Source organism: Streptomyces rishiriensis, assembly GCF_003112535.1.
Lineage (GTDB): Bacteria > Actinomycetota > Actinomycetes > Streptomycetales > Streptomycetaceae > Streptomyces > Streptomyces rishiriensis.
The window spans coordinates 353,885-372,537 of the sequence record NZ_BEWA01000012.1; the positions used below are offsets into that span (position 1 = coordinate 353,885).

Sequence of the window (18,653 nt, forward strand, 5' to 3'; positions counted from 1 at the left end):
GCTACAGCCTGGCAACCGTGGGTTCTGCCATGCAAGCAAAGGCCAGAGAATCACTCGATGTGATGACATCCGTCCGTGAAACGCTTTACCCAGGCACTTTCTCCCCGCCGCGGACGTGATCACACATCGAGGCCGCTCTCACCGTCGCTCCCGGCCCCTCCGCCGTCCCCGCTGTCGGAGCCCTCGTCGTAGGCGGGCGGAGTGGTGGCCAGGCCCAGAGCCTGGCGTGCGGTGACGGTGTAACGGTCGTCCACGTACCCGTAGGCGGTCTCGTAGTGCTCGTAGAAGCCGTCGACGTCGGTGGCCTTCGCCGCCGCCGCCCACTCCCCGCTCGCCTTCCGCATGTCCTTCACCAGAGCGGCGACGGGCCCCCGGGCCTTCGCGGACCAGGTGCGGGCCCCCAGCGCGTCCGCCTGCGCGCCGATGACGTCCCGGGCTTCCCCGGCCCATGTCAGGTCGGCCGCCAGGTCGCCCTCGGCGGAGTCCTCCGGCTCCCGGTAGAGGACCTTGTCGACGGCGGCCATCGCCTTGAGGAAGGCCAGCTGGTCGGCGTCGAGGGTCGTCTCGTCCGCGCGCAGCGAGCCGGTCAGGGTGCCCTTGTCGTCGACCGGGCCGAAGACGCAGGTGATCTCCCGGTCGCCGTGGTTCCAGCTCTCCGAGGTGGGCGTGAGGTAGTAGACGTCCACCTTGTCGGTCAGCGCCCAGGGGTCCATCGCGTAGGAGTCCCGGAGCCGGAAGCACTTGTCGTCGGCCAGCTGCGTGACGTGGTCGTCGCCCGGGAAGCTGCTGCCGGGCAGCGGGACCGTCGCGAAGACCTCGGCGTCGTGCTCGCCCGAACAGGCCACCTCGTCGACGTCGTAGACGTCCTCTTCGAAGGTCTCGCCCGGCATGTCGAAGCAGTCGCCCTTGGCCAGCGAGAAGCCGGAGCGCGCGCCCGCGCCCTCTTTGAAGCCCTGCCAGAAGTCGGACGCGCCGCCCGTGGCCAGCGCCAAAACCCACAGGGCGAGCCCGGCGGAGGACAGGATCGCGCCCGCGGCCGCCATCCCCTTCCCGCGCTCGCCCCGCTTCCTGATCTGCGCCAGCGCGACGAGCCCCAGCACCAGGCCGACGGCCGGCAGGAAGCAGAGGATGCCGAGCACGAGGGCGGCCACCGCCAGGCCGTTGATCGCCGCGGGTCGGCCGTAGGGGCTGTAGCCCTGCCCCCAGAGCGGGTAGGGCGCGGCCCCGTAGGGGGCCTGCGGGTACGGGCCCTGCGGTCCCGGAGCCCCTTGATACCCCTGATACCCCTGATACTCCTGATACTCCTGCGGACTGTACGGCCCCTGCGCGAACGGCCCCTGTGCATACGGGTCCTGTGCATAGGGGTCCTGCGACGGGGCGAAGGGATCCTGCGGGGACGGGTTCGGCGGCTGCGGAGGCTGGTACGGGTCCTGGGGCTGGTGGGGGCCTGGAGGCGGGGGTATGGACACGAGCACCGTGCTCCTGGTTCTGGCGGTTCAGACGGTTCAGGCGAGTCAGGGAGTCGGACGGTTCCGGCGGTCATGCGGGGGTCGAGGCGTCGCACGGACGGCCGGCCAGGTGATCAGGCGAGGCGGCCGATCATGTGCTCCGGTCAGTCTGGCAGGGGATTCCGCCAAGGGATCCGAACCGGCGTACGACAGTCGCCCCTGGCTCCCCGAACGCCGCGGCCGGGCCGGCCGGGCTGAGACGCGCTCCTGTCCGCTCCAAAAACCCAGGGACCTGACCCGGAAGGTGTCGTTTCATCCGCTCACACGTTGAAGCGGAATGTCTGCACACCAGCCCTGACCTGTGGCGGAGCCGCATGGAGCGCCCTGACCAGGCATTTCCTCGTTGGCGTGCGACGGGTCCCGACGGTCGCTTACGGGTGTCCTGCGGACTCTTGGCGGACCGTTCCCAGCCGCGCCTGCTCCTCCTCGACGATCTGGCGGGCCATCGCCGTGTCCGAAACGTCGACCGCGTCCGGCGTCGACTCGGCGACCGCGCTGCGGCGCGCGTACGCGTCGAACAGGCGGGTCTTGTTCTTCAGCATCTCCACCATCCGCTCGTCCACCCCGCGGGTGGTGAGCAGCCGGTGCACCCGGACCGAACGCACCTGCCCCATGCGATGGGCCCGCGCCACCGCCTGGTGTTCGATGGTCGGTTTGATCTGGGGCTCACAGATGATCACAACGGACGCGGCCTGCATGTTGAGCCCCACCCCCGCCGCCTCGATCTGCGCCACCAGCACCGCATGTCCCGGCACGGCGGCAAACTCGTCCACCAGCTGCTGACGGCGCGCGGGTGGCACGCTTCCCGAGATCGGGCCGAACACCTGAGCGCCACCATTGCTCCGCGCGCCATCCAGCGTGTCCTTCACCGTTCCAAGGACATCCCTGAAGTTGGAGAACACAACCACCTTCAGCTCATTCTCGGCGGCGTCCTCGACGATCTCGCGCAGCCGGTTCAGCTTGGCCGACTTCTCGGGGCGCGCGTACGCCGCTCTGCGCATCGCCATGAAGTTGCCGGCGCGCACGGCGTCGCGGTAGGCATCTTCGTCCGACGCAGTCAGTTCCTCCCACTCGTCCGTCTGCTGGAGCGCGGGCAGTTCGGTCAGAACATCCTGCTGGTTGCGGCGCAGATAGACCGGGGCGACGGCCTTCCGGAATGCCTTGGAACCGGCCACTGCGCTGCGGTCGCCAACAACCCCTGCCAGGTGCGGCTGGAGAATCTGCACAAGACTGCGAAACTCGGCGACTCGGTTCTCCATGGGCGTGCCGGTCATGAAGAGAACGCGTTCGCAGCGCCCGGACCATTCCGTAACGGCTTGGGAGCGACGCGTCTTCGAATTCTTCACGTAGTGCGCCTCGTCCACGACCAGCATCCCCAGCTCGCCGCCTCCGGGGGCCGGGAAACCACGCAAGGCGTCGAAGGTGGTCACCCCTACGCCGCCCCGGCCCTTCCAGTCGGCAAACGCTTCCTGCCTGTCGGGGCCGTGAAGAGGCGTAACGCGCAGCTTGCTGCGGGCCTCGATTTCGCGTGTCCAGTTGATCAGGACGCCGACCGGGCAGACGACCATGAAGTGAGTCTGCCCCTCGGCAGCGAGATGAGCCAGAGCGGCGATGGCCTGGATGGTCTTGCCGAGCCCCATCTCGTCGCCAAGAATCACCTTGCGTTGCGCCAGGGCGAAGCGCGCCCCGAAGGCTTGATAGCCGCGCAGCGACACCCGCCGGTGAGTGTCATCGAGCATTTGGTCGCGGACCCGCTCGGCGACTTCGTCGGGCAGGAACCCCTCGGCAGCGGCAGTGTCGGGGCTGCGGCCGGAGATCTCCGCGAGCAGGCTGTAGTACTCGGCGGAACGCAGCTCGAAGTCGACCCAGGCGGCAACCTCGGTCGAGGTAACGCGCAGCAGATCCACCGAGGCCTGTGCCAGCAGCTCCGACACACCGCCCTGCGCTGCTTCCTCGGCCAGCCTGCGGACTTCTGCAACGGCCTCCAGCGCCCGAGCTCGTTTGGCCTGCCCCACCAGCAGCATCCGCAGCCGCCTGGCGGCCGGCTCGGCCTCGGCCAGCAGCGGACCGAGCCGCTCCGAGAGAGCCACGGCCGTGTCGACGGCTCGCCGCGCATCGGGGCCCGCTTCCACCAGCACATGCAGGGCCATGACGAGTGAGGTGGTTCGCGGCTCTGGCCGATCCACGTCGATGTGGACGGCGATGGTCTCCCGAACGGCATCAGACATCTGACGCGCCGCCGCGATGACCTGATCAGCGGTCCGCTGCCCCACGCCAGGAATCTGTCGCAACCAGTAGGAACCGGCATCGAGTACCTGCCGGACCGATCGCAGGCCACTCTTCTCGACTTCCCCGAGCCTCAGCCGACCCTCGGTGACCTCCTTCAACCGGGCCACCGGGATGGCGTCCAGCGCTTGTTCCGCCGCTGTGTCGCAGATCGGCTTCAGCGCCGCCCGAACCGCCTCGACAGCCCGCCCGTGGTCGCCGACCACCGCCTGCGCCGCCTCGTACAGCCGCCCTCCCGCGGCAACCGCCTCCCGCTCACTGCGCCCCATCCCGCCCCGGTCCCTCTCTCTGTGTCCCCGCATACTGCCACCGCTGACACCGGTCGGGGCCCGCAGGCGTTGTGTACACATGGCACACTCGGTACCCTTGAAGCATGACTCAGCCGCTACCCATAGAGTCCATCCGCGACGTACGTTCTCACTTGGCCGAAGTCGTCGAACGGGCCGACCGTGACGACGTGCCCACTGTCATCACCCGTCGCGGCAAGCAGGTCGCCGCCGTGGTCTCGATCGACGTGCTGCGCAAGTACCAGGAGTGGGAGGAGCGCGAGATCAACCGCATCATCGACGAGCGCATGGCGAACCCGGCCGTCGGCGTCCCGATCGAGGACGTGATGAGGGAGACGCTGGCACGCAGTGAGTGACTACCGCGCGGTGTTCCGGCCCGAGGCCCAGGCCGAGCTGCGCAAGATCCCGCGGGACATGGCGCTTCGCATCCTGGCCAAACTCACAGAGCTGGAGAGCGACCCCCTCGGCTTCAACACCACCGCACTCGTATCCCAGCCTGAGCGCCGCCGCCTTCGGGTCGGCGACTACCGTGTCGTCTACACGATCGACAACGGGGAGCTGGTGGTGTGGGTCGTACACGTCGGACACCGCTCCACGGTCTACGACACGTAGCTGCTCCAGGTTCTGCGGACAGCTGCGGACTGCACAACGGCCTGACCTGCTTTCTCGCAGGTCAGGCCGTTTGTCCACGTCCGATCAGACGTTGAAGCGGAACTCCACCACGTCGCCGTCCTGCATGACGTACTCCTTGCCCTCCATGCGGGCCTTGCCCTTCGCGCGGGCCTCGGCGACCGAGCCGGTCTCCACCAGGTCGGCGAAGGAGATGACCTCCGCCTTGATGAAGCCCTTCTGGAAGTCGGTGTGGATGACGCCGGCGGCCTCGGGGGCGGTGGCCCCCTTCTTGATCGTCCAGGCGCGGGATTCCTTGGGGCCGGCCGTGAGGTACGTCTGCAGGCCGAGGGTGTTGAAGCCGACGCGGGCGAGGGTGGTGAGGCCGGGCTCGTCTGCGCCGACCGACTCCAGGAGCTCCATGGCGTCGTCCTCGTCCAGCTCTGCGAGGTCCGCCTCCAGCTTGGCGTTGAGGAAGATCGCCTCGGCGGGGGCGACCAGGGCGCGCTGCTCGGCCTTGAAGTCCTCGTCGACCAGTTCGTCCTCGTCGACGTTGAAGACGTAGAGGAACGGCTTGGTGGTGAGCAGGTGCAGGTCGTGCAGGAGCTCCTCGTTGCCCGAGCCCTGGACGATGCCCGCGGAGAAGAGGGTGTCGCCCTTCTCGAGGACCTCCTTCGCCGCCTCGACCGCCGCGACCTTGGGCACGACGTCCTTCTTGATCCGCGACTCCTTCTGGAGGCGGGGCAGGACCTTCTCGATGGTCTGCAGGTCGGCCAGGATCAGCTCGGTGTTGATCGTCTCGATGTCGTCCTTGGGCGAGACCTTGCCGTCGACGTGGACGACGTTCTCGTCCTTGAAGGCGCGGATGACCTGGCAGATCGCGTCGGACTCGCGGATGTTCGCGAGGAACTTGTTGCCCAGGCCCTCACCCTCGGAGGCGCCCTTCACGATGCCCGCGATGTCGACGAAGTCGACGGTGGCCGGGAGGATCCGCTGTGAGGAGAAGATCTCGGCCAGTTTGGTGAGACGGGCGTCGGGGACGCCGACCACGCCCACGTTCGGCTCGATCGTGGCGAACGGGTAGTTGGCCGCCAGCACGTCGTTCTTGGTCAGGGCGTTGAACAGGGTCGACTTGCCGACATTCGGCAGACCGACGATTCCGATCGTGAGCGACACGTTGCGACTTCCCGTGGTGAGAGGGCCAAAGGGCCCGTTCCCGGAGTGAGAGGGCCAGGGCCAGCGGGCTGACCGATCCACCAGTTTACGGCGTGACCGGCCCCGGCCCGGCGGCCCTGTCGAACGGATGGCCAAGCATCGCCGCACGGCGTGTCCGACACCCGATTCAGCACATAAACCGACCTAGGTTGGTCCGGTGGAGCAACACAGGACGCGCCCCCCGAACAAAGGCACCCGACCCGGCGGGCAGCCGCTGCCGCCCCCGACCGACCGGGAAGGAAACCGCAGACCGCCGCGCCCGGCCGCGAGGCCCCCGCGCCCCGCCGGGCGGCGACCGACTCCGCCTCCGGCTCCGGCTCCGGCTCCGACTCCGACTCCGGCGGCGACGGTGCGGCCGGGGGCCGTGCGACGGCTGCCGAACCCGCGGCTCACCGGGTTGGGCGGCGCCTTGCTCAGCGGGGCGCTGATGTTCGTGCTCGGGTGCCTGGACCAGCTCCTGTTCGGGGCTTCGCTGACGGTGTACAGCGTGCTGTTCCTGCCGCTGTGCGTGCTCACCGGCCTCTGGGTGCGCGGGGCCGAGCTACTCGCCGCGCCGGTGGTCGTGCCGATCGCCTTCGCGGTCGGGCTGCTGCCCGTGGCCAAGGGCGGCGACGGGGCCGCGGGGCGACTGGCGGGGCTGGTGACGGCGCTGGCCACGCAGGTCGGCTGGCTGTACGGCGGCACCCTGCTGGCCGGACTGACCATCCTGGCCCGCGGCCTGCATCGAGCAGCGACCCGCCGACGGGCGGGCGCGACCCACGACTAGCCGGCGCACGCGGCAGCGGGCCGACGCGGAGGAGCCCCCGTCGGCCGGCTGCTCACCGACCACCCTCCCGGCAGGACGGCAGAACGGATGGACGGCAGGGCCGCAGCACCGCAGCGCCGCAGCGGTCGCCGTCCCGCTACTCCGGCTTGGCTGCTCGCATCGCCGCGCCCACGATCCCCGCGTTGTTCTGCAGCTGGGCCGGGACGATCTCCGCCTTGATGTCCTCGATGAAGTGCAGGAACTTGTCGGACTTGCGGCTGACGCCGCCGCCGATGATGAACAGCTCGGGTGAGAAGAGCATCTCGACGTGGGCGAGGTACTTCTGGACGCGGTGCGCCCAGTGTTCCCAGGTCAGCTCGGCGTCCTCCCTGGCCTTGCTGCTGGCGCGCTTCTCCGCGTCGTGGCCGTGCAGCTCCAGGTGGCCGAGCTCGGTGTTGGGGACCAGGGCCCCGTCGACGAAGAGGGCGCTGCCGATGCCAGTGCCGAACGTCAGCATGATCACCGTGCCGCTGCGGTCGCGGCCGGCGCCGAAGGCCATCTCGGCGACACCCGCCGCGTCCGCGTCGTTGACCACGGTCGCGGGCAGGCCGCCGAGCCGCTCGCTGAACAAGACGCGCGCGTCGGTGTCGATCCAGCTCTTGTCGACGTTGGCCGCCGTGCGGATGGTGGATCCGCCGGTGACCACGCCGGGGAACGTCAGGCCGACGGGGCCGCTCCACCCGAAGTGCTCCACGACCTGCTTCACCCCGTCGGCGACGCCCTCGGGTGTCGCCGGTTGCGGGGTGAGCACTTTGTGGCGCTCCTGAGCCAGGTCGCCCTTGTCCAGGTCCACGGGAGCGCCCTTGATCCCGGATCCGCCGATGTCCACGCCGAAGATCTGCATGGCCCTACGTTACGACGATCGACTGACAGTCACTCAGCCGAGGAGCCCGCGGCACCGCTTCCGCCGCGCTCGGCGACCAGCGCCGCGGCCTCTTCGCGCAGGTCGCGGCGGAGTTCCTTGGGCAGCGAGAAGGTGATGTGCTCCTCGGCGGCCTTGACCAGCTCGACGTCGCCGTAGCCGCGCTCGGCGAGCCAGGCCAGGACCTCCTCCACGAGGACCTCCGGGACGGAGGCGCCCGAGGTGACGCCCACCGTGGTGACGCCCTCCAGCCAGGCCTCGTCGATCTCGCTCGCGAAGTCCACCAGGTAGGCCTCACGGGAGCCGGCGAGCTTGGCGACCTCGACGAGCCGCTTGGAGTTGGAGGAGTTGCGCGAGCCGACCACGATCACCAGCTCGGCCTCCGCTCCCATCTGCTTCACCGCGAGCTGCCGGTTCTGCGTGGCGTAGCAGATGTCGTCGCTCGGCGGGGAGATGAGCTGCGGGAACTTCTCCTTCAGGGCGTCGACCGTCTCCATCGTCTCGTCGACGGAGAGGGTGGTCTGGGAGAGCCAGACGATCTTCGACGGGTCGCGGACCTCGACCTTGGCGACGTCCTCGGGGCCATCGACGAGCTGGATGTGGTCCGGGGCCTCGCCGGAGGTGCCGATGACCTCCTCGTGGCCCTCGTGCCCGATCAGCAGGATGTCGTAGTCCTCCTGGGCGAAGCGGACGGCTTCCTTGTGGACCTTGGTGACGAGCGGGCAGGTCGCGTCGATGGTGGCGAGGCGCCCGCGCGCGGCCTCGTCGTGGACGACGGGGGCGACGCCGTGCGCGGAGAACATGACGATGTTGCCCGGGGGCACCTCCTCCGTCCGCTCGACGAAGACGGCGCCCTTCTTCTCCAGGGTCTGCACGACGTACTTGTTGTGAACGATCTCGTGCCGGACGTAGACCGGCGCCCCGTACTGCTCCAGCGCCTTCTCGACGGCGATCACGGCGCGGTCGACGCCCGCGCAGTAGCCCCGGGGGGCGGCGAGCAGGACACGGCGGCGGCCAGGCGAAGCAGTCATGCGTCCCATCGTAAGGCCGTGCCCGGCCCCCGTCGGCGTACCTTCACCCTCCGCCCCTCCGCCCCTCCACCCCTCCGCCCCGGACGAGCGTCGGCCCCGGGTTGTCAGTCGGGGCCGATACTCTCGACCGCATGGCTGTGAACACGTCCGCGGACGCCCCGCTGCCCGTCGGCCAGGTCTCGCGGCTCATCGGAGGATGGATCGACCGGCTCGGCGCGGTGTGGGTCGAGGGGCAGATCACCCAGCTGTCACGGCGCCCGGGGGCGGGCGTCGTCTTTCTGACGCTGCGGGATCCCTCGCACGACATCTCCGTGGGCGTGACGTGCTACCGCCAGGTCTACGACGCGGTCGCGGACGTCGTGGGCGAGGGCGCGCGGGTCGTCGTCCACGCCAAGCCGGAGTGGTACGCGCCGCGCGGACAGTTGTCGTTGCGGGCCGTGGAGATAAAACCGGTCGGCGTCGGGGAACTGCTGGCCCGGCTGGAGCAGTTGAAGAAGTCCCTGGCCGCGGAGGGGCTCTTCGCCTCGTCGCGGAAGAAGCCGCTGCCCTTTCTGCCGCAGCTGATCGGGCTGGTGTGCGGGCGGGCCTCCGCCGCGGAGCGGGACGTTCTGGAGAACGCCCGGCATCGCTGGCCCGCGGTCCGCTTCGAGGTGCGCAACGTCGCCGTGCAGGGTGTGCACGCGGTGACGCAGGTCGTCCAGGCGGTGAAGGAGCTGGACGCGCTGGAAGAGGTGGACGTGATCGTCGTCGCGCGGGGCGGCGGAAGCGTGGAGGATCTGCTGCCGTTCTCGGACGAGCAACTGGTCCGCGCGGTCGCGGCCTGTCGTACGCCGGTCGTCTCGGCGATCGGGCACGAGCCGGACAACCCGCTGCTCGACCATGTGGCCGACCTGCGCGCTTCGACGCCGACCGACGCCGCGAAGAAGGTGGTGCCGGACGTCGGCGAGGAGCTGGAGCGGGTGCGGATGCTGCGCGGGCGGGCGCGCAGGTGCGTGGAGGCGTACGTGGAGCGGGAGGAGCGCGGGCTCGCGCACGCCCTCGCGCGGCCCGCGATGCAGGATCCGCACCGGATGATCGACGAACGGGCCGATCACGTCGCCTCGCTCGTGGACCGTTCGCGGCGCACGCTCGGGCATCTCCTGGACCGTGCCGACTCCGAACTGACGCACACGCACGCGCGCGTGGTCGCCCTGTCGCCGGCGGCGACGCTGAGGCGCGGGTACGCCGTGCTGCAGAGGGCCGACGGGCATGTGGTCCGGGATCCGGGCGAGGTGACGGCGGACGACGTGCTGCGCGCGCGGGTCGCCGAGGGCGAGTTCACCGTCCGCGTCGACGACCCGGGCGAGGCGGGCGGCGCAGACGACGCGGGCGAGGCGGGCGGCTCGGGCGGCGCGGGCGAGGCGGGCGGCCTCGACGACCAGGGTGGAACCGGCAAGGCAGGAACCGGCAAGGGAATGGGTGCATGACGAGCAGGACGGACGAGGCGCTCGGCTACGAGCAGGCCCGCGACGAGTTGATCGAGGTCGTACGGCGTCTGGAGGCGGGAGGCACGTCGCTGGAGGAGTCCCTCGCCCTGTGGGAGCGAGGCGAGGAGCTGGCCAAGGTGTGCCGGCGCTGGCTGGAAGGCGCCCGTGCGCGGCTGGACGCGGCGCTGGCCGAGGAGGAGTCGGGGACGGGGGCGGGGGGCGCGGACGACGAGTGATCCGCCGCCGGCCCCGGCACCCTCTTGCCGGCCGGTCCGACGCCGCCCCGGCGCTCCCCTGCCGGCCGGTCCGGCGCTGCCCCGCCGCTTCGGTCGGGGTGGGTGTGAAGTGGATCACTACACCCTCGTCTTTTGTTGAACCTTGAACTTACCTGACGTACGGTCGACGACGTCAGCCGATCCGGACCACGGTCCGGTACTGGATCCGGACGCACCCCGAGGAAGTCCACGCATGTCTCTCGCTCTTGACCCCGCCGCCCAGGACCTGCTGTTCCGCGAGGCCCGCACCGCGAACGCCTTCACCGACGAGCCGGTGACCGACGAGCAGGTCCAGGCGATATACGACCTGGTCAAGTACGGTCCGACGGCGTTCAACCAGACCCCGCTGCGCATCACCCTGGTCCGCTCCGCCGAGGCCCGCGAGCGCCTGGTGCAGCACATGGCCGAGGGCAACCAGGCCAAGACCTCGACCGCCCCGCTGGTCGCGATCCTCTCCGCGGACAACGAGTTCCACGAGGAGCTGCCCACCCTGTTCCCGGCCTTCCCGCAGGCCAAGGACCTCTTCTTCAGCGAGCGCCCGGCCCGTGAGGGCGCCGCCGCGCTGAACGCCGCCCTGCAGGCCGCGTACTTCATCATCGGCGTCCGCGCCGCGGGCCTCGCCGCCGGCCCGATGACCGGCGTCGACCTGGAGGGCGTCCGCAAGGAGTTCCTGGACGACGACCACACCCCGCTCATGGTGGTCAACATCGGCAGGCCCGGCGAGGACGCCTGGTACCCGCGCTCCCCGCGCCTGGCCTACGACGAGGTCGTCACCACCGTCTGAGACCGCTGACGCACGAAGAGGCCCCCGGCACGTACGCCGGGGGCCTCTTCGCGTGTGCGCCGGGCGGCGCTCACGCCAGCTTCAGCGCACCGGCCATCGTCGTCAGCTGCCCGAAGCCGCCCGTGCCCGCGACCACCGTGGTGGAGCCCTTGGTGTCCTTGAGGACGAGCGCGTCGTAGCGGCCGCCGCTGTAACGGGTCCAGGTGCGGCCGCCGATCTGCTCGGTGACCTTGGTCTCGGTCGAGCCCTGGCTGGCCTCGTCGATGAACTGCGAGCGGCGCTGAGTGGACTGCTCGATGGTCACGTACTCCCCGTCGGGGGCGTGGAAACCGAGGTGCCAGGCGTCGAAGTCGTCGCCCTTGAAGCGCACCGAGGTCGCCTTCCACGTGTCGGGCAGGCCCTCGGGCGCGGCCACCGGGTACGTCGCCGCGCGGCGCGCGGTCAGGAGTTCCACGCGGTAGTCGACCCGCTTGACGTCGGGAGCGCGGTCCTCGTGCGGGACGAAGAGGTAGATGACCCACGCCGCGATCATGATCAGCCCCAGGGAGAGGATCATGTCCCGGGCCGTCTTCTGCTTGCCGTTCGAACCTGCCACGCCCCCTATCGTCGCAGGTGCCCGGCGCGCTCATCCGTGGGGTCCCCTGCTCATTTTGTCGCACTGACGATAGAGTCGGACATCGAACCCTCATCCGGCCGTCGTCGTATCAGTCAGAAAGGTGCGCTCCGATGACCGAGCATCATCACTTGCCGTCCGAACTCGATGTCCCCTCCGAGGCCCCCGACCGCAACCTCGCCCTGGAACTCGTCCGGGTGACCGAAGCCGCCGCCATGGCCGCCGGCCGCTGGGTGGGACGCGGGGACAAGAACGGCGCCGACGGCGCCGCGGTACGCGCCATGCGCACCCTCGTGTCCACCGTGTCGATGAACGGCGTGGTCGTCATCGGGGAGGGCGAGAAGGACGAAGCCCCGATGCTCTTCAACGGCGAGCGCGTCGGCGACGGCACCGGGCCCGAGGTCGACATCGCGGTCGACCCGATCGACGGCACGACGCTGACGGCCAAGGGCATGCCGAACGCGATCGCCGTCCTCGCCGCCACCGAGCGCGGGGCGATGTTCGACCCGTCCGCCGTGTTCTACATGGACAAGCTGGTCACCGGTCCGGAGGCGGCCGAGTTCGTCGACATCGACGCGCCCGTCGAGGTCAACATCCGCCGGGTGGCCAAGGCCAAGCGGGCCACGCCGGAGGACGTCACCGTCGTCATCCTGGACCGGCCGCGGCACGCCGGCATCATCGAGGAGATCCGGGCGACCGGCGCGCGCATCAAGCTGATCTCCGACGGCGACGTCGCCGGCTCGATCCTGGCTCTGCGCGAGGGCACGGGCATCGACCTGCTGCTCGGCGTCGGCGGCACGCCCGAGGGCATCATCTCGGCCTGCGCCGTGAAGTGCCTGGGCGGCGTCATCCAGGGCAAGCTGTGGCCCAAGGACGACGAGGAGCGGCAGCGCGCGATCGACGCCGGCCACGACCTCGACCGGGTGCTGACCACGGAGGACCTGGTCACCGGCGAGAACGTGTTCTTCGTCGCCACCGGCATCACCGACGGCGAGCTGCTGCGGGGTGTCCGGTACCGGTCGGAGACGGCGACCACGGACTCGATCGTGATGCGGTCGAAGTCCGGCACGGTCCGGCGCATCGACTCCGAGCACCGCCTGAGCAAGCTGCGGGCCTACAGCGCCGTCGACTTCGACCGGGCGAAGTAGCTCCGTCCGGGCGAAGCGGCTCCGCCGAGCGAAGCGGCTCGGCCGCGGCTCGGTTCCGGTCCGCGGGCGCCCCCCGGTGCGGAGGGGGGCGCCCCATTCGTGCTCCGGACGCGCCCTAACCGGCCTTCGCTATGCGGCCCGCCGCTCGCGCCTTCTGCAGTTCGACGTCACGGCGGCGGCGCCGGGCGAGGACCACGCGGCGCTCGGCGGCGGTGAGGCCGCCCCAGACGCCGTAGGGCTCGGGCTGCAGCAGCGCGTGCTCGCGGCACTCCACCATCACGGGACAGCGCGCGCAGACCCGCTTCGCCGCTTCCTCACGCGCGAGCCGGGCGGCCGTCGGCTCCTTGGAGGGGGCGAAGAACAGACCTGCCTCGTCCCGGCGGCACACCGCCTCGGTATGCCAGGGAGCGTCTTGGTCCCTGTCGCGCGCTGGCACCCGCTGGGCCGGGACGGCGGCGACCTGCAGGGACGAATGCGGCGGTTGCAGCACGGGTCTACTCCTGACGACGGCTTCGCGAGCGAGCGACGATGCAGCAAGGCCTACCCGCTGTACGCGCGCCTATGCACAGGGTTCGCAACCGCGGGACTCCGCCGGCGCCGGCGTTGGCGCGTTCTCGTCCGTCAACGGTCCAGGTGTCTGCGCAGTCCCTTGTCGATCTTGCGCTGCACACGGTCGAGGATGTCCGCCACGAGCTTGCCCCGCTTCGGCCGGCCTTCGATGGCGCCCAGGACCGCCCAGCCGTCGACGTAGACCACCGGCGCGTCCGGCTGCGGTGAGTCCAGCGCGTCCACCTCGAAGCTGCCGAGCACCGCGCCGCCGGTGCCGCGCAGCGACACGTTCTCCGGGACGCGGACCTCCACGCTGCCGAAGACCGAGATCGCCTTGATCACCACCTGCTGGTACTCGAAGAGCGCCTCGGTGAGGTCGATCTCCACGCTGCCGAAGACCGCGTAGGCGTGAATGCGCCGGCCCACGCGCCAGCGCCCGCGGCGGACCGCGCTGCTGAAGATCGCGACGACGCTGTGGTCGGGGTCCGCCGGGATCGCGCCGACGGTGGGCCGGGAGGGGGCGGAGGCGGGAGCCGCGCGGCGCTCGTGCGCGGCGGGCAGGTCCCGGACGAACGCCTCCAGCTCGCCGACCGTCTTGGCGGCCAGCACTCCGTCGACGCGCTCGGCGTGCTCGTCGGCCGTCAGCCGGCCCTCCGCCAGGGCCTCGCGCAGCATGTCGGCGATACGGTCGCGGTCGGCGTCCGACGCGCGCAGCTCGGCGGCGGGCGCGGAAGCCGCGGTAGGGGCGGCGGCAGGGGCGCTGCTCTGCTTCTGAAGGTCCACGGCAGCAGCGTACCCAAACACGATAGATCGCGATACCCCTGTTCCCGGCCGTCCCCTGCGGCCGTCCCCCGGCCGCCGTCCCCACGGGCACTGAGCCCGACCTCACAGGACCTCACAGACTCGCCGTCGGCGGCAGGTTCTACGCTGGTGGACGCCCGCCGATGGAGGCGGTCGCCGTCCGTACAGTGAGGAATGGGCACCGATGCCTGAGTTCGCATACACCGATCTGCTCCCCCAGGGAGAGGACACCACCCCGTACCGGCTGGTGACCTCCGAGGGTGTCTCCACCTTCGAGGCCGACGGGCGGACGTTCCTCAAGGTCGAGCCGGAGGCGCTGCGCAAGCTCGCCGAAGAGGCGATCCACGACATCCAGCACTACCTGCGCCCGGCCCACCTCGCGCAGCTGCGCCGGATCATCGACGACCCCGAGGCCTCGGCCAACGACAAGTTCGTCGCGCTGGACCTGCTGAAGAACGCGAACATCGCGGCCGCGGGCGTGCTGCCCATGTGCCAGGACACCGGCACCGCGATCGTCATGGGCAAGCGCGGGCAGAACGTGCTCACCGAGGGCGGCGACGAGGCGGCCCTCAGCCGCGGGATCTACGACGCGTACCTGAACCTCAATCTGCGCTACTCGCAGATGGCCCCGCTGACCATGTGGGACGAGAAGAACACCGGCTCCAACCTCCCGGCGCAGATCGAGCTGTACGCCACGGACGGCGGCGCGTACAAGTTCCTGTTCATGGCGAAGGGCGGCGGCTCGGCCAACAAGAGCTTCCTCTACCAGGAGACCAAGGCCGTCCTGAACGAGGCCTCCATGATGAAGTTCCTGGAGGAGAAGATCCGCTCGCTGGGCACGGCCGCCTGCCCGCCGTACCACCTGGCGATCGTCGTCGGCGGCACGAGCGCCGAGTACGCGCTGAAGACCGCGAAGTACGCCTCCGCGCACTACCTGGACGAGATCCCGGCCGAGGGATCGCCGCTCGGGCACGGTTTCCGGGACAAGGAGCTGGAGGAGAAGGTCTTCGAGCTGACGCAGAAGATCGGCATCGGCGCGCAGTTCGGCGGCAAGTACTTCTGCCACGACGTGCGCGTGGTGCGCCTCCCGCGGCACGGCGCGTCCTGCCCGGTCGCCATCGCCGTCTCCTGCTCGGCCGACCGTCAGGCCGTCGCGAAGATCACCGCCGAGGGCGTCTTCCTGGAGCAGCTGGAGACGGACCCGGCGCGGTTCCTGCCGGAGACCACCGCCGAGCACCTCGACGAGTCCTCCGACGTCGTCCGGATCGACCTGAACCAGCCGATGGACGACATCCTCGCGGAGCTGACCAAGTACCCGGTCAAGACGCGGCTTTCGCTCACCGGCCCGCTGGTCGTGGCGCGTGACATCGCGCACGCCAAGATCAAGGAGCGGCTGGACGCGGGCGAGGAGATGCCGCAGTACCTGAAGGACCACCCGGTGTACTACGCGGGCCCGGCGAAGACCCCCCAGGGCTACGCCTCGGGCTCCTTCGGCCCGACGACCGCCGGCCGCATGGACTCCTACGTCGAGCAGTTCCAGGCCGCGGGCGGCTCCAAGGTGATGCTGGCCAAGGGCAACCGCAGCAAGCAGGTCACCGCCGCGTGCGACGCCCACGGCGGCTTCTACCTCGGCTCCATCGGCGGCCCGGCCGCGCGCCTCGCCCAGGACTGCATCAAGAAGGTCGAGGTCGTCGAGTACGAGGAGCTCGGCATGGAGGCCGTCTGGAAGATCGAGGTCGAGGACTTCCCCGCGTTCGTCGTCGTCGACGACAAGGGCAACGACTTCTTCCAGGACCCGGCCCCCGCGCCGACGTTCACCACGATCCCGGTGCGGGGCCCCGGCCTCGCCTGATCGCTCCGCGGCGGCGGGGACGGTCTCGCCGCCGCCCCCGCCCCGCCTTCTCCCCCTGCGCTCCCTGCCCGTCCCCTCCTCGGGAGGGGACGGCTCGGTCGGGCCCGCGCCAGGAACAAGCCGGCCGCCCCGATCGCTGTACGGTGCATGAGCGACTACCGCATCGAGCACGACTCCATGGGCGAGGTACACGTCCCGGCGCACGCCAAGTGGCGGGCCCAGACGCAGCGCGCCGTCGAGAACTTCCCCGTCTCCGGCCAGCGCATCGAGCGCGCCCACATCGAGGCGCTGGCCCGCATCAAGGGGGCCGCGGCGAAGGTGAACGCGCGGCTCGGGGTCGTCGACCAGGACATCGCGGACGCCATCCAGGAGGCGGCCGCCGAGGTCGCCGAGGGCCGGTGGGACGAGCACTTCCCCGTCGACGTGTTCCAGACCGGGTCCGGGACCTCGTCCAACATGAACGCCAACGAGGTCGTCGCCACCCTCGCCTCCGAGCGTCTGGGCCGGGACGTGCACCCCAACGACCACGTCAACGCCTCCCAGTCCTCCAACGACGTCTTCCCCTCCTCCCTCCACATCGCCGCCACCGCCGCCGTCACCCGCGACCTGATCCCGGCGCTGGAGCACCTCGCGGCCTCCCTCACGCGCAAGTCCGAGGAGTTCGCCGACGTCGTGAAGTCGGGGCGCACGCACCTCATGGACGCCACGCCCGTCACCCTCGGACAGGAGTTCGGCGGGTACGCCGCCCAGGTGCGCTACGGCGTGGAGCGGCTCACCGCCTCCCTGCCCCGGCTCGCCGAGCTGCCGCTGGGCGGCACGGCCGTCGGCACCGGCATCAACACGCCCCCCGGGTTCTCCGCCGCCGTCATCGAGGAGGTCGCCCGCGCCACCGGGCTGCCGCTGACCGAGGCGCGCGACCACTTCGAGGCGCAGGGCGCGCGGGACGGGATCGTCGAGACCAGCGGCCAGCTGCGGACCATCGCGGTGGGCCTCACGAAGATCGCCAACGATCTCCGGTGGATGGCCTCGGGGCCGCGCACGGGTCTGGCCGAGATCAGCCTGCCCGACCTCCAGCCGGGCTCCTCGATCATGCCCGGCAAGGTCAATCCGGTGATCCCGGAGGCGGTGCTGATGGTCGCCGCGCAGGTCGTCGGGAACGACGCGACCGTGGCCACGGCGGGCGCGGCGGGCAACTTCGAGCTCAACGTCATGCTGCCGGTCATCGCCAAGAACGTGCTGGAGTCGATCCGGCTGCTGGCCAACGTCTCCCGGCTGCTCGCCGACCGGACCGTCGACGGGATCGTCGCCCACCGCGAACGCGCCCGCGAGTACGCGGAGTCCTCGCCGTCCGTGGTCACCCCGCTGAACAAGTACATCGGGTACGAGGAGGCCGCGAAGGTGGCCAAGAAGGCGCTCGCGGAGCGCGCCACGATCCGGCAGGTCGTCCTGGACGGCGGGTACGTGGAGCGCGGGGATCTGACGCTCCAGCAGCTCGACGAGGCGCTGGATGTCCTGCGGATGACGCGCCCGTGACGTTTCGCGCCCCGGCGCGAGAACCGTGACGCGCGCCGCAGCGTCGTATGGCCATGGCACCTAATATCTCTCCATGGCAGACGGCGGAGCGGTGAGACGCGTGGGAACGGGCGGTGCAGCGGCCTTCTGGGAGCCGGGGGACCGGATCCTGTGGCGCTACCGGGAGAACGGCGGGGCGCACTTCCACATCGCCCGCCCGGTCACCGTCGTGCGGGACGACGAGGAACTCCTCGCCGTGTGGATGGCCCCGGGCACGGAGTGCGTCAAGCCCGTGCTCGCGGACGGCACCCCGCTGCACCAGGAGCCGCTGCACACCCGGTACACCAAGCCGCGGACCGTGCAGCGCGACCGCTGGTTCGGGACCGGCGTGCTGAAGCTGGCCCGGCCGGGCGAGCCCTGGTCGGTGTGGCTGTTCTGGGAGCCGGGCTGGCAGTTCAAGAACTGGTACGTCAATCTGGAGGAGCCGCTGGCCCGTTGGGACGGCGGAGTGGACTCCGAGGACCACTTCCTGGACATCTGCGTCTACCCGGACCGCAGCTGGGGCTGGCGCGACGAGGACGAGTTCGCCCAGGCCCAACAGGACGGGCTGATGGACGCGACGGTGGCCCGGCGGGTGCGCGAGGCGGGCCGCAGAGCGGTGGAGAGGATCCGCGCGTGGGGGTCGCCGTTCGACGAGGGATGGCAGCATTGGCGCCCGGATCCGTCCTGGGCCGTACCGTTGCTGCCGGAGGACTGGGACCGCACCCCCGCGCACCTGTCCACGTGAGACCCTTGATGCGCTCCCGGGCGGCAAACGTAGGATCGTCCTCCGCAAGGCACCGCAGGCGGTAACTCCCGGAGCGCACACCGGGTCTGACCGAACGTCACCGAGGGGCGGCAGGACGTGAGCGAGGGGCACGAGGGAAACACCGGCGCGACGTTCCACGTAGGCTCCCAGGGTCGCGCGAGGTCCACCGGCGACACAGGAACAACCTCTGACCACGCGGGAATTCCGTTCCAGGGACACGTATTCCGGGTATCGGATTTCCT

Annotated in this window: 18 protein-coding genes; 10 read left to right on the plus strand and 8 right to left on the minus strand. The window is 70.5% G+C overall.

Going from position 1 to position 18,653, the window contains the following annotated elements; genetic code table 11:
• Positions 1 to 119: 119 nt before the first annotated feature.
• Complete coding sequence (locus tag Sri02f_RS20885; protein ID WP_109003190.1) at positions 120 to 1,469, minus strand: DUF4190 domain-containing protein; 1,350 nt, start codon at positions 1,467 to 1,469, stop codon at positions 120 to 122.
• 410 nt (positions 1,470 to 1,879) lie between these two features.
• Positions 1,880 to 4,063 carry a DEAD/DEAH box helicase gene (locus Sri02f_RS20890; RefSeq protein ID WP_109002836.1) on the minus strand — a complete coding sequence of 728 codons (2,184 nt, stop codon included), beginning with the start codon at positions 4,061 to 4,063 and terminating at the stop codon, positions 1,880 to 1,882.
• Positions 4,064 to 4,167: 104 nt separating this feature from the next.
• Here Sri02f_RS20890 and Sri02f_RS20895 point away from each other — a divergent pair, with 104 nt between their 5' ends.
• Together Sri02f_RS20895 and Sri02f_RS20900 are read left to right on the plus strand one after the other, a co-directional pair.
• Complete coding sequence (locus tag Sri02f_RS20895; RefSeq protein ID WP_109002837.1) at positions 4,168 to 4,437, plus strand: type II toxin-antitoxin system Phd/YefM family antitoxin; 270 nt, start codon at positions 4,168 to 4,170, stop codon at positions 4,435 to 4,437.
• Entirely contained in the window at positions 4,430 to 4,693 is a 264-nt protein-coding gene (locus Sri02f_RS20900; protein ID WP_109002838.1) for a type II toxin-antitoxin system RelE family toxin, read from the plus strand. The genes Sri02f_RS20895 and Sri02f_RS20900 overlap by 8 nt, the downstream gene beginning before the upstream one ends.
• Positions 4,694 to 4,777: 84 nt before the next feature.
• On the opposite strand, the gene ychF is transcribed toward Sri02f_RS20900, so the two are convergent.
• Entirely contained in the window at positions 4,778 to 5,866 is a 1,089-nt protein-coding gene (ychF, locus tag Sri02f_RS20905; RefSeq protein WP_109002839.1) for a redox-regulated ATPase YchF, read from the minus strand.
• A 403-nt stretch (positions 5,867 to 6,269) separates the two neighbouring features.
• On the opposite strand from ychF, the gene Sri02f_RS20910 reads away from it, so the two are divergent.
• Positions 6,270 to 6,671, plus strand: a complete 402-nt coding sequence (locus Sri02f_RS20910) for a DUF6542 domain-containing protein (protein ID WP_373865109.1) — start codon at positions 6,270 to 6,272, stop codon at positions 6,669 to 6,671.
• A 136-nt stretch (positions 6,672 to 6,807) separates the two neighbouring features.
• Here the strand turns inward: Sri02f_RS20910 and ppgK are convergent, their stop codons facing one another.
• Together ppgK and Sri02f_RS20920 are read right to left on the minus strand one after the other, a co-directional pair.
• Positions 6,808 to 7,554: a polyphosphate--glucose phosphotransferase gene (ppgK, locus tag Sri02f_RS20915; RefSeq protein WP_109002840.1), complete on the minus strand. Its 747-nt coding sequence runs from the start codon at positions 7,552 to 7,554 to the stop codon at positions 6,808 to 6,810.
• Positions 7,555 to 7,583: 29 nt separating this feature from the next.
• Positions 7,584 to 8,612, minus strand: a complete 1,029-nt coding sequence (locus tag Sri02f_RS20920) for a 4-hydroxy-3-methylbut-2-enyl diphosphate reductase (RefSeq protein ID WP_109002841.1) — start codon at positions 8,610 to 8,612, stop codon at positions 7,584 to 7,586.
• Positions 8,613 to 8,734: 122 nt separating this feature from the next.
• On the opposite strand from Sri02f_RS20920, the gene xseA reads away from it, so the two are divergent.
• The 3 genes from xseA to Sri02f_RS20935 all read left to right on the plus strand — a co-directional run bounded on the left by xseA (position 8,735) and on the right by Sri02f_RS20935 (position 11,128).
• Complete coding sequence (xseA, locus tag Sri02f_RS20925; protein ID WP_109002842.1) at positions 8,735 to 10,069, plus strand: exodeoxyribonuclease VII large subunit; 1,335 nt, start codon at positions 8,735 to 8,737, stop codon at positions 10,067 to 10,069.
• Complete coding sequence (locus Sri02f_RS20930; RefSeq protein ID WP_109002843.1) at positions 10,066 to 10,305, plus strand: exodeoxyribonuclease VII small subunit; 240 nt, start codon at positions 10,066 to 10,068, stop codon at positions 10,303 to 10,305. Before xseA ends, Sri02f_RS20930 begins: the two co-directional genes overlap by 4 nt.
• Positions 10,306 to 10,537: 232 nt before the next feature.
• Positions 10,538 to 11,128, plus strand: a complete 591-nt coding sequence (locus tag Sri02f_RS20935; protein ID WP_069768107.1) for a malonic semialdehyde reductase — start codon at positions 10,538 to 10,540, stop codon at positions 11,126 to 11,128.
• A gap of 70 nt (positions 11,129 to 11,198) precedes the next feature.
• On the opposite strand, the gene Sri02f_RS20940 is transcribed toward Sri02f_RS20935, so the two are convergent.
• On the minus strand, positions 11,199 to 11,723 hold the full coding sequence (locus Sri02f_RS20940) for a DUF4245 domain-containing protein (protein ID WP_109002844.1): 525 nt from the start codon (positions 11,721 to 11,723) through the stop codon (positions 11,199 to 11,201).
• Positions 11,724 to 11,854: 131 nt separating this feature from the next.
• Between Sri02f_RS20940 and glpX the strand changes: the two genes are divergently transcribed.
• On the plus strand, positions 11,855 to 12,889 hold the full coding sequence (glpX, locus tag Sri02f_RS20945) for a class II fructose-bisphosphatase (RefSeq protein WP_069768105.1): 1,035 nt from the start codon (positions 11,855 to 11,857) through the stop codon (positions 12,887 to 12,889).
• A gap of 115 nt (positions 12,890 to 13,004) precedes the next feature.
• Here the strand turns inward: glpX and Sri02f_RS20950 are convergent, their stop codons facing one another.
• The gene (locus tag Sri02f_RS20950; protein ID WP_109002845.1) at positions 13,005 to 13,379 is read right to left on the minus strand and encodes a WhiB family transcriptional regulator; all 375 of its coding nucleotides are present in this window, start codon (positions 13,377 to 13,379) and stop codon (positions 13,005 to 13,007) included.
• Positions 13,380 to 13,510: 131 nt separating this feature from the next.
• On the minus strand, positions 13,511 to 14,221 hold the full coding sequence (locus tag Sri02f_RS20955; RefSeq protein ID WP_109002846.1) for a DUF1707 SHOCT-like domain-containing protein: 711 nt from the start codon (positions 14,219 to 14,221) through the stop codon (positions 13,511 to 13,513).
• A 202-nt stretch (positions 14,222 to 14,423) separates the two neighbouring features.
• Here Sri02f_RS20955 and Sri02f_RS20960 point away from each other — a divergent pair, with 202 nt between their 5' ends.
• The 3 genes from Sri02f_RS20960 to fomD all read left to right on the plus strand — a co-directional run bounded on the left by Sri02f_RS20960 (position 14,424) and on the right by fomD (position 18,390).
• Complete coding sequence (locus tag Sri02f_RS20960; RefSeq protein ID WP_109002847.1) at positions 14,424 to 16,091, plus strand: fumarate hydratase; 1,668 nt, start codon at positions 14,424 to 14,426, stop codon at positions 16,089 to 16,091.
• Positions 16,092 to 16,238: 147 nt separating this feature from the next.
• Positions 16,239 to 17,624 carry a class II fumarate hydratase gene (locus Sri02f_RS20965; RefSeq protein ID WP_109002848.1) on the plus strand — a complete coding sequence of 462 codons (1,386 nt, stop codon included), beginning with the start codon at positions 16,239 to 16,241 and terminating at the stop codon, positions 17,622 to 17,624.
• A gap of 73 nt (positions 17,625 to 17,697) precedes the next feature.
• Positions 17,698 to 18,390, plus strand: coding sequence for a cytidylyl-2-hydroxypropylphosphonate hydrolase (fomD, locus tag Sri02f_RS20970; RefSeq protein ID WP_109002849.1), 693 nt, complete (start codon positions 17,698 to 17,700; stop codon positions 18,388 to 18,390).
• Positions 18,391 to 18,653: the final 263 nt, after the last annotated feature.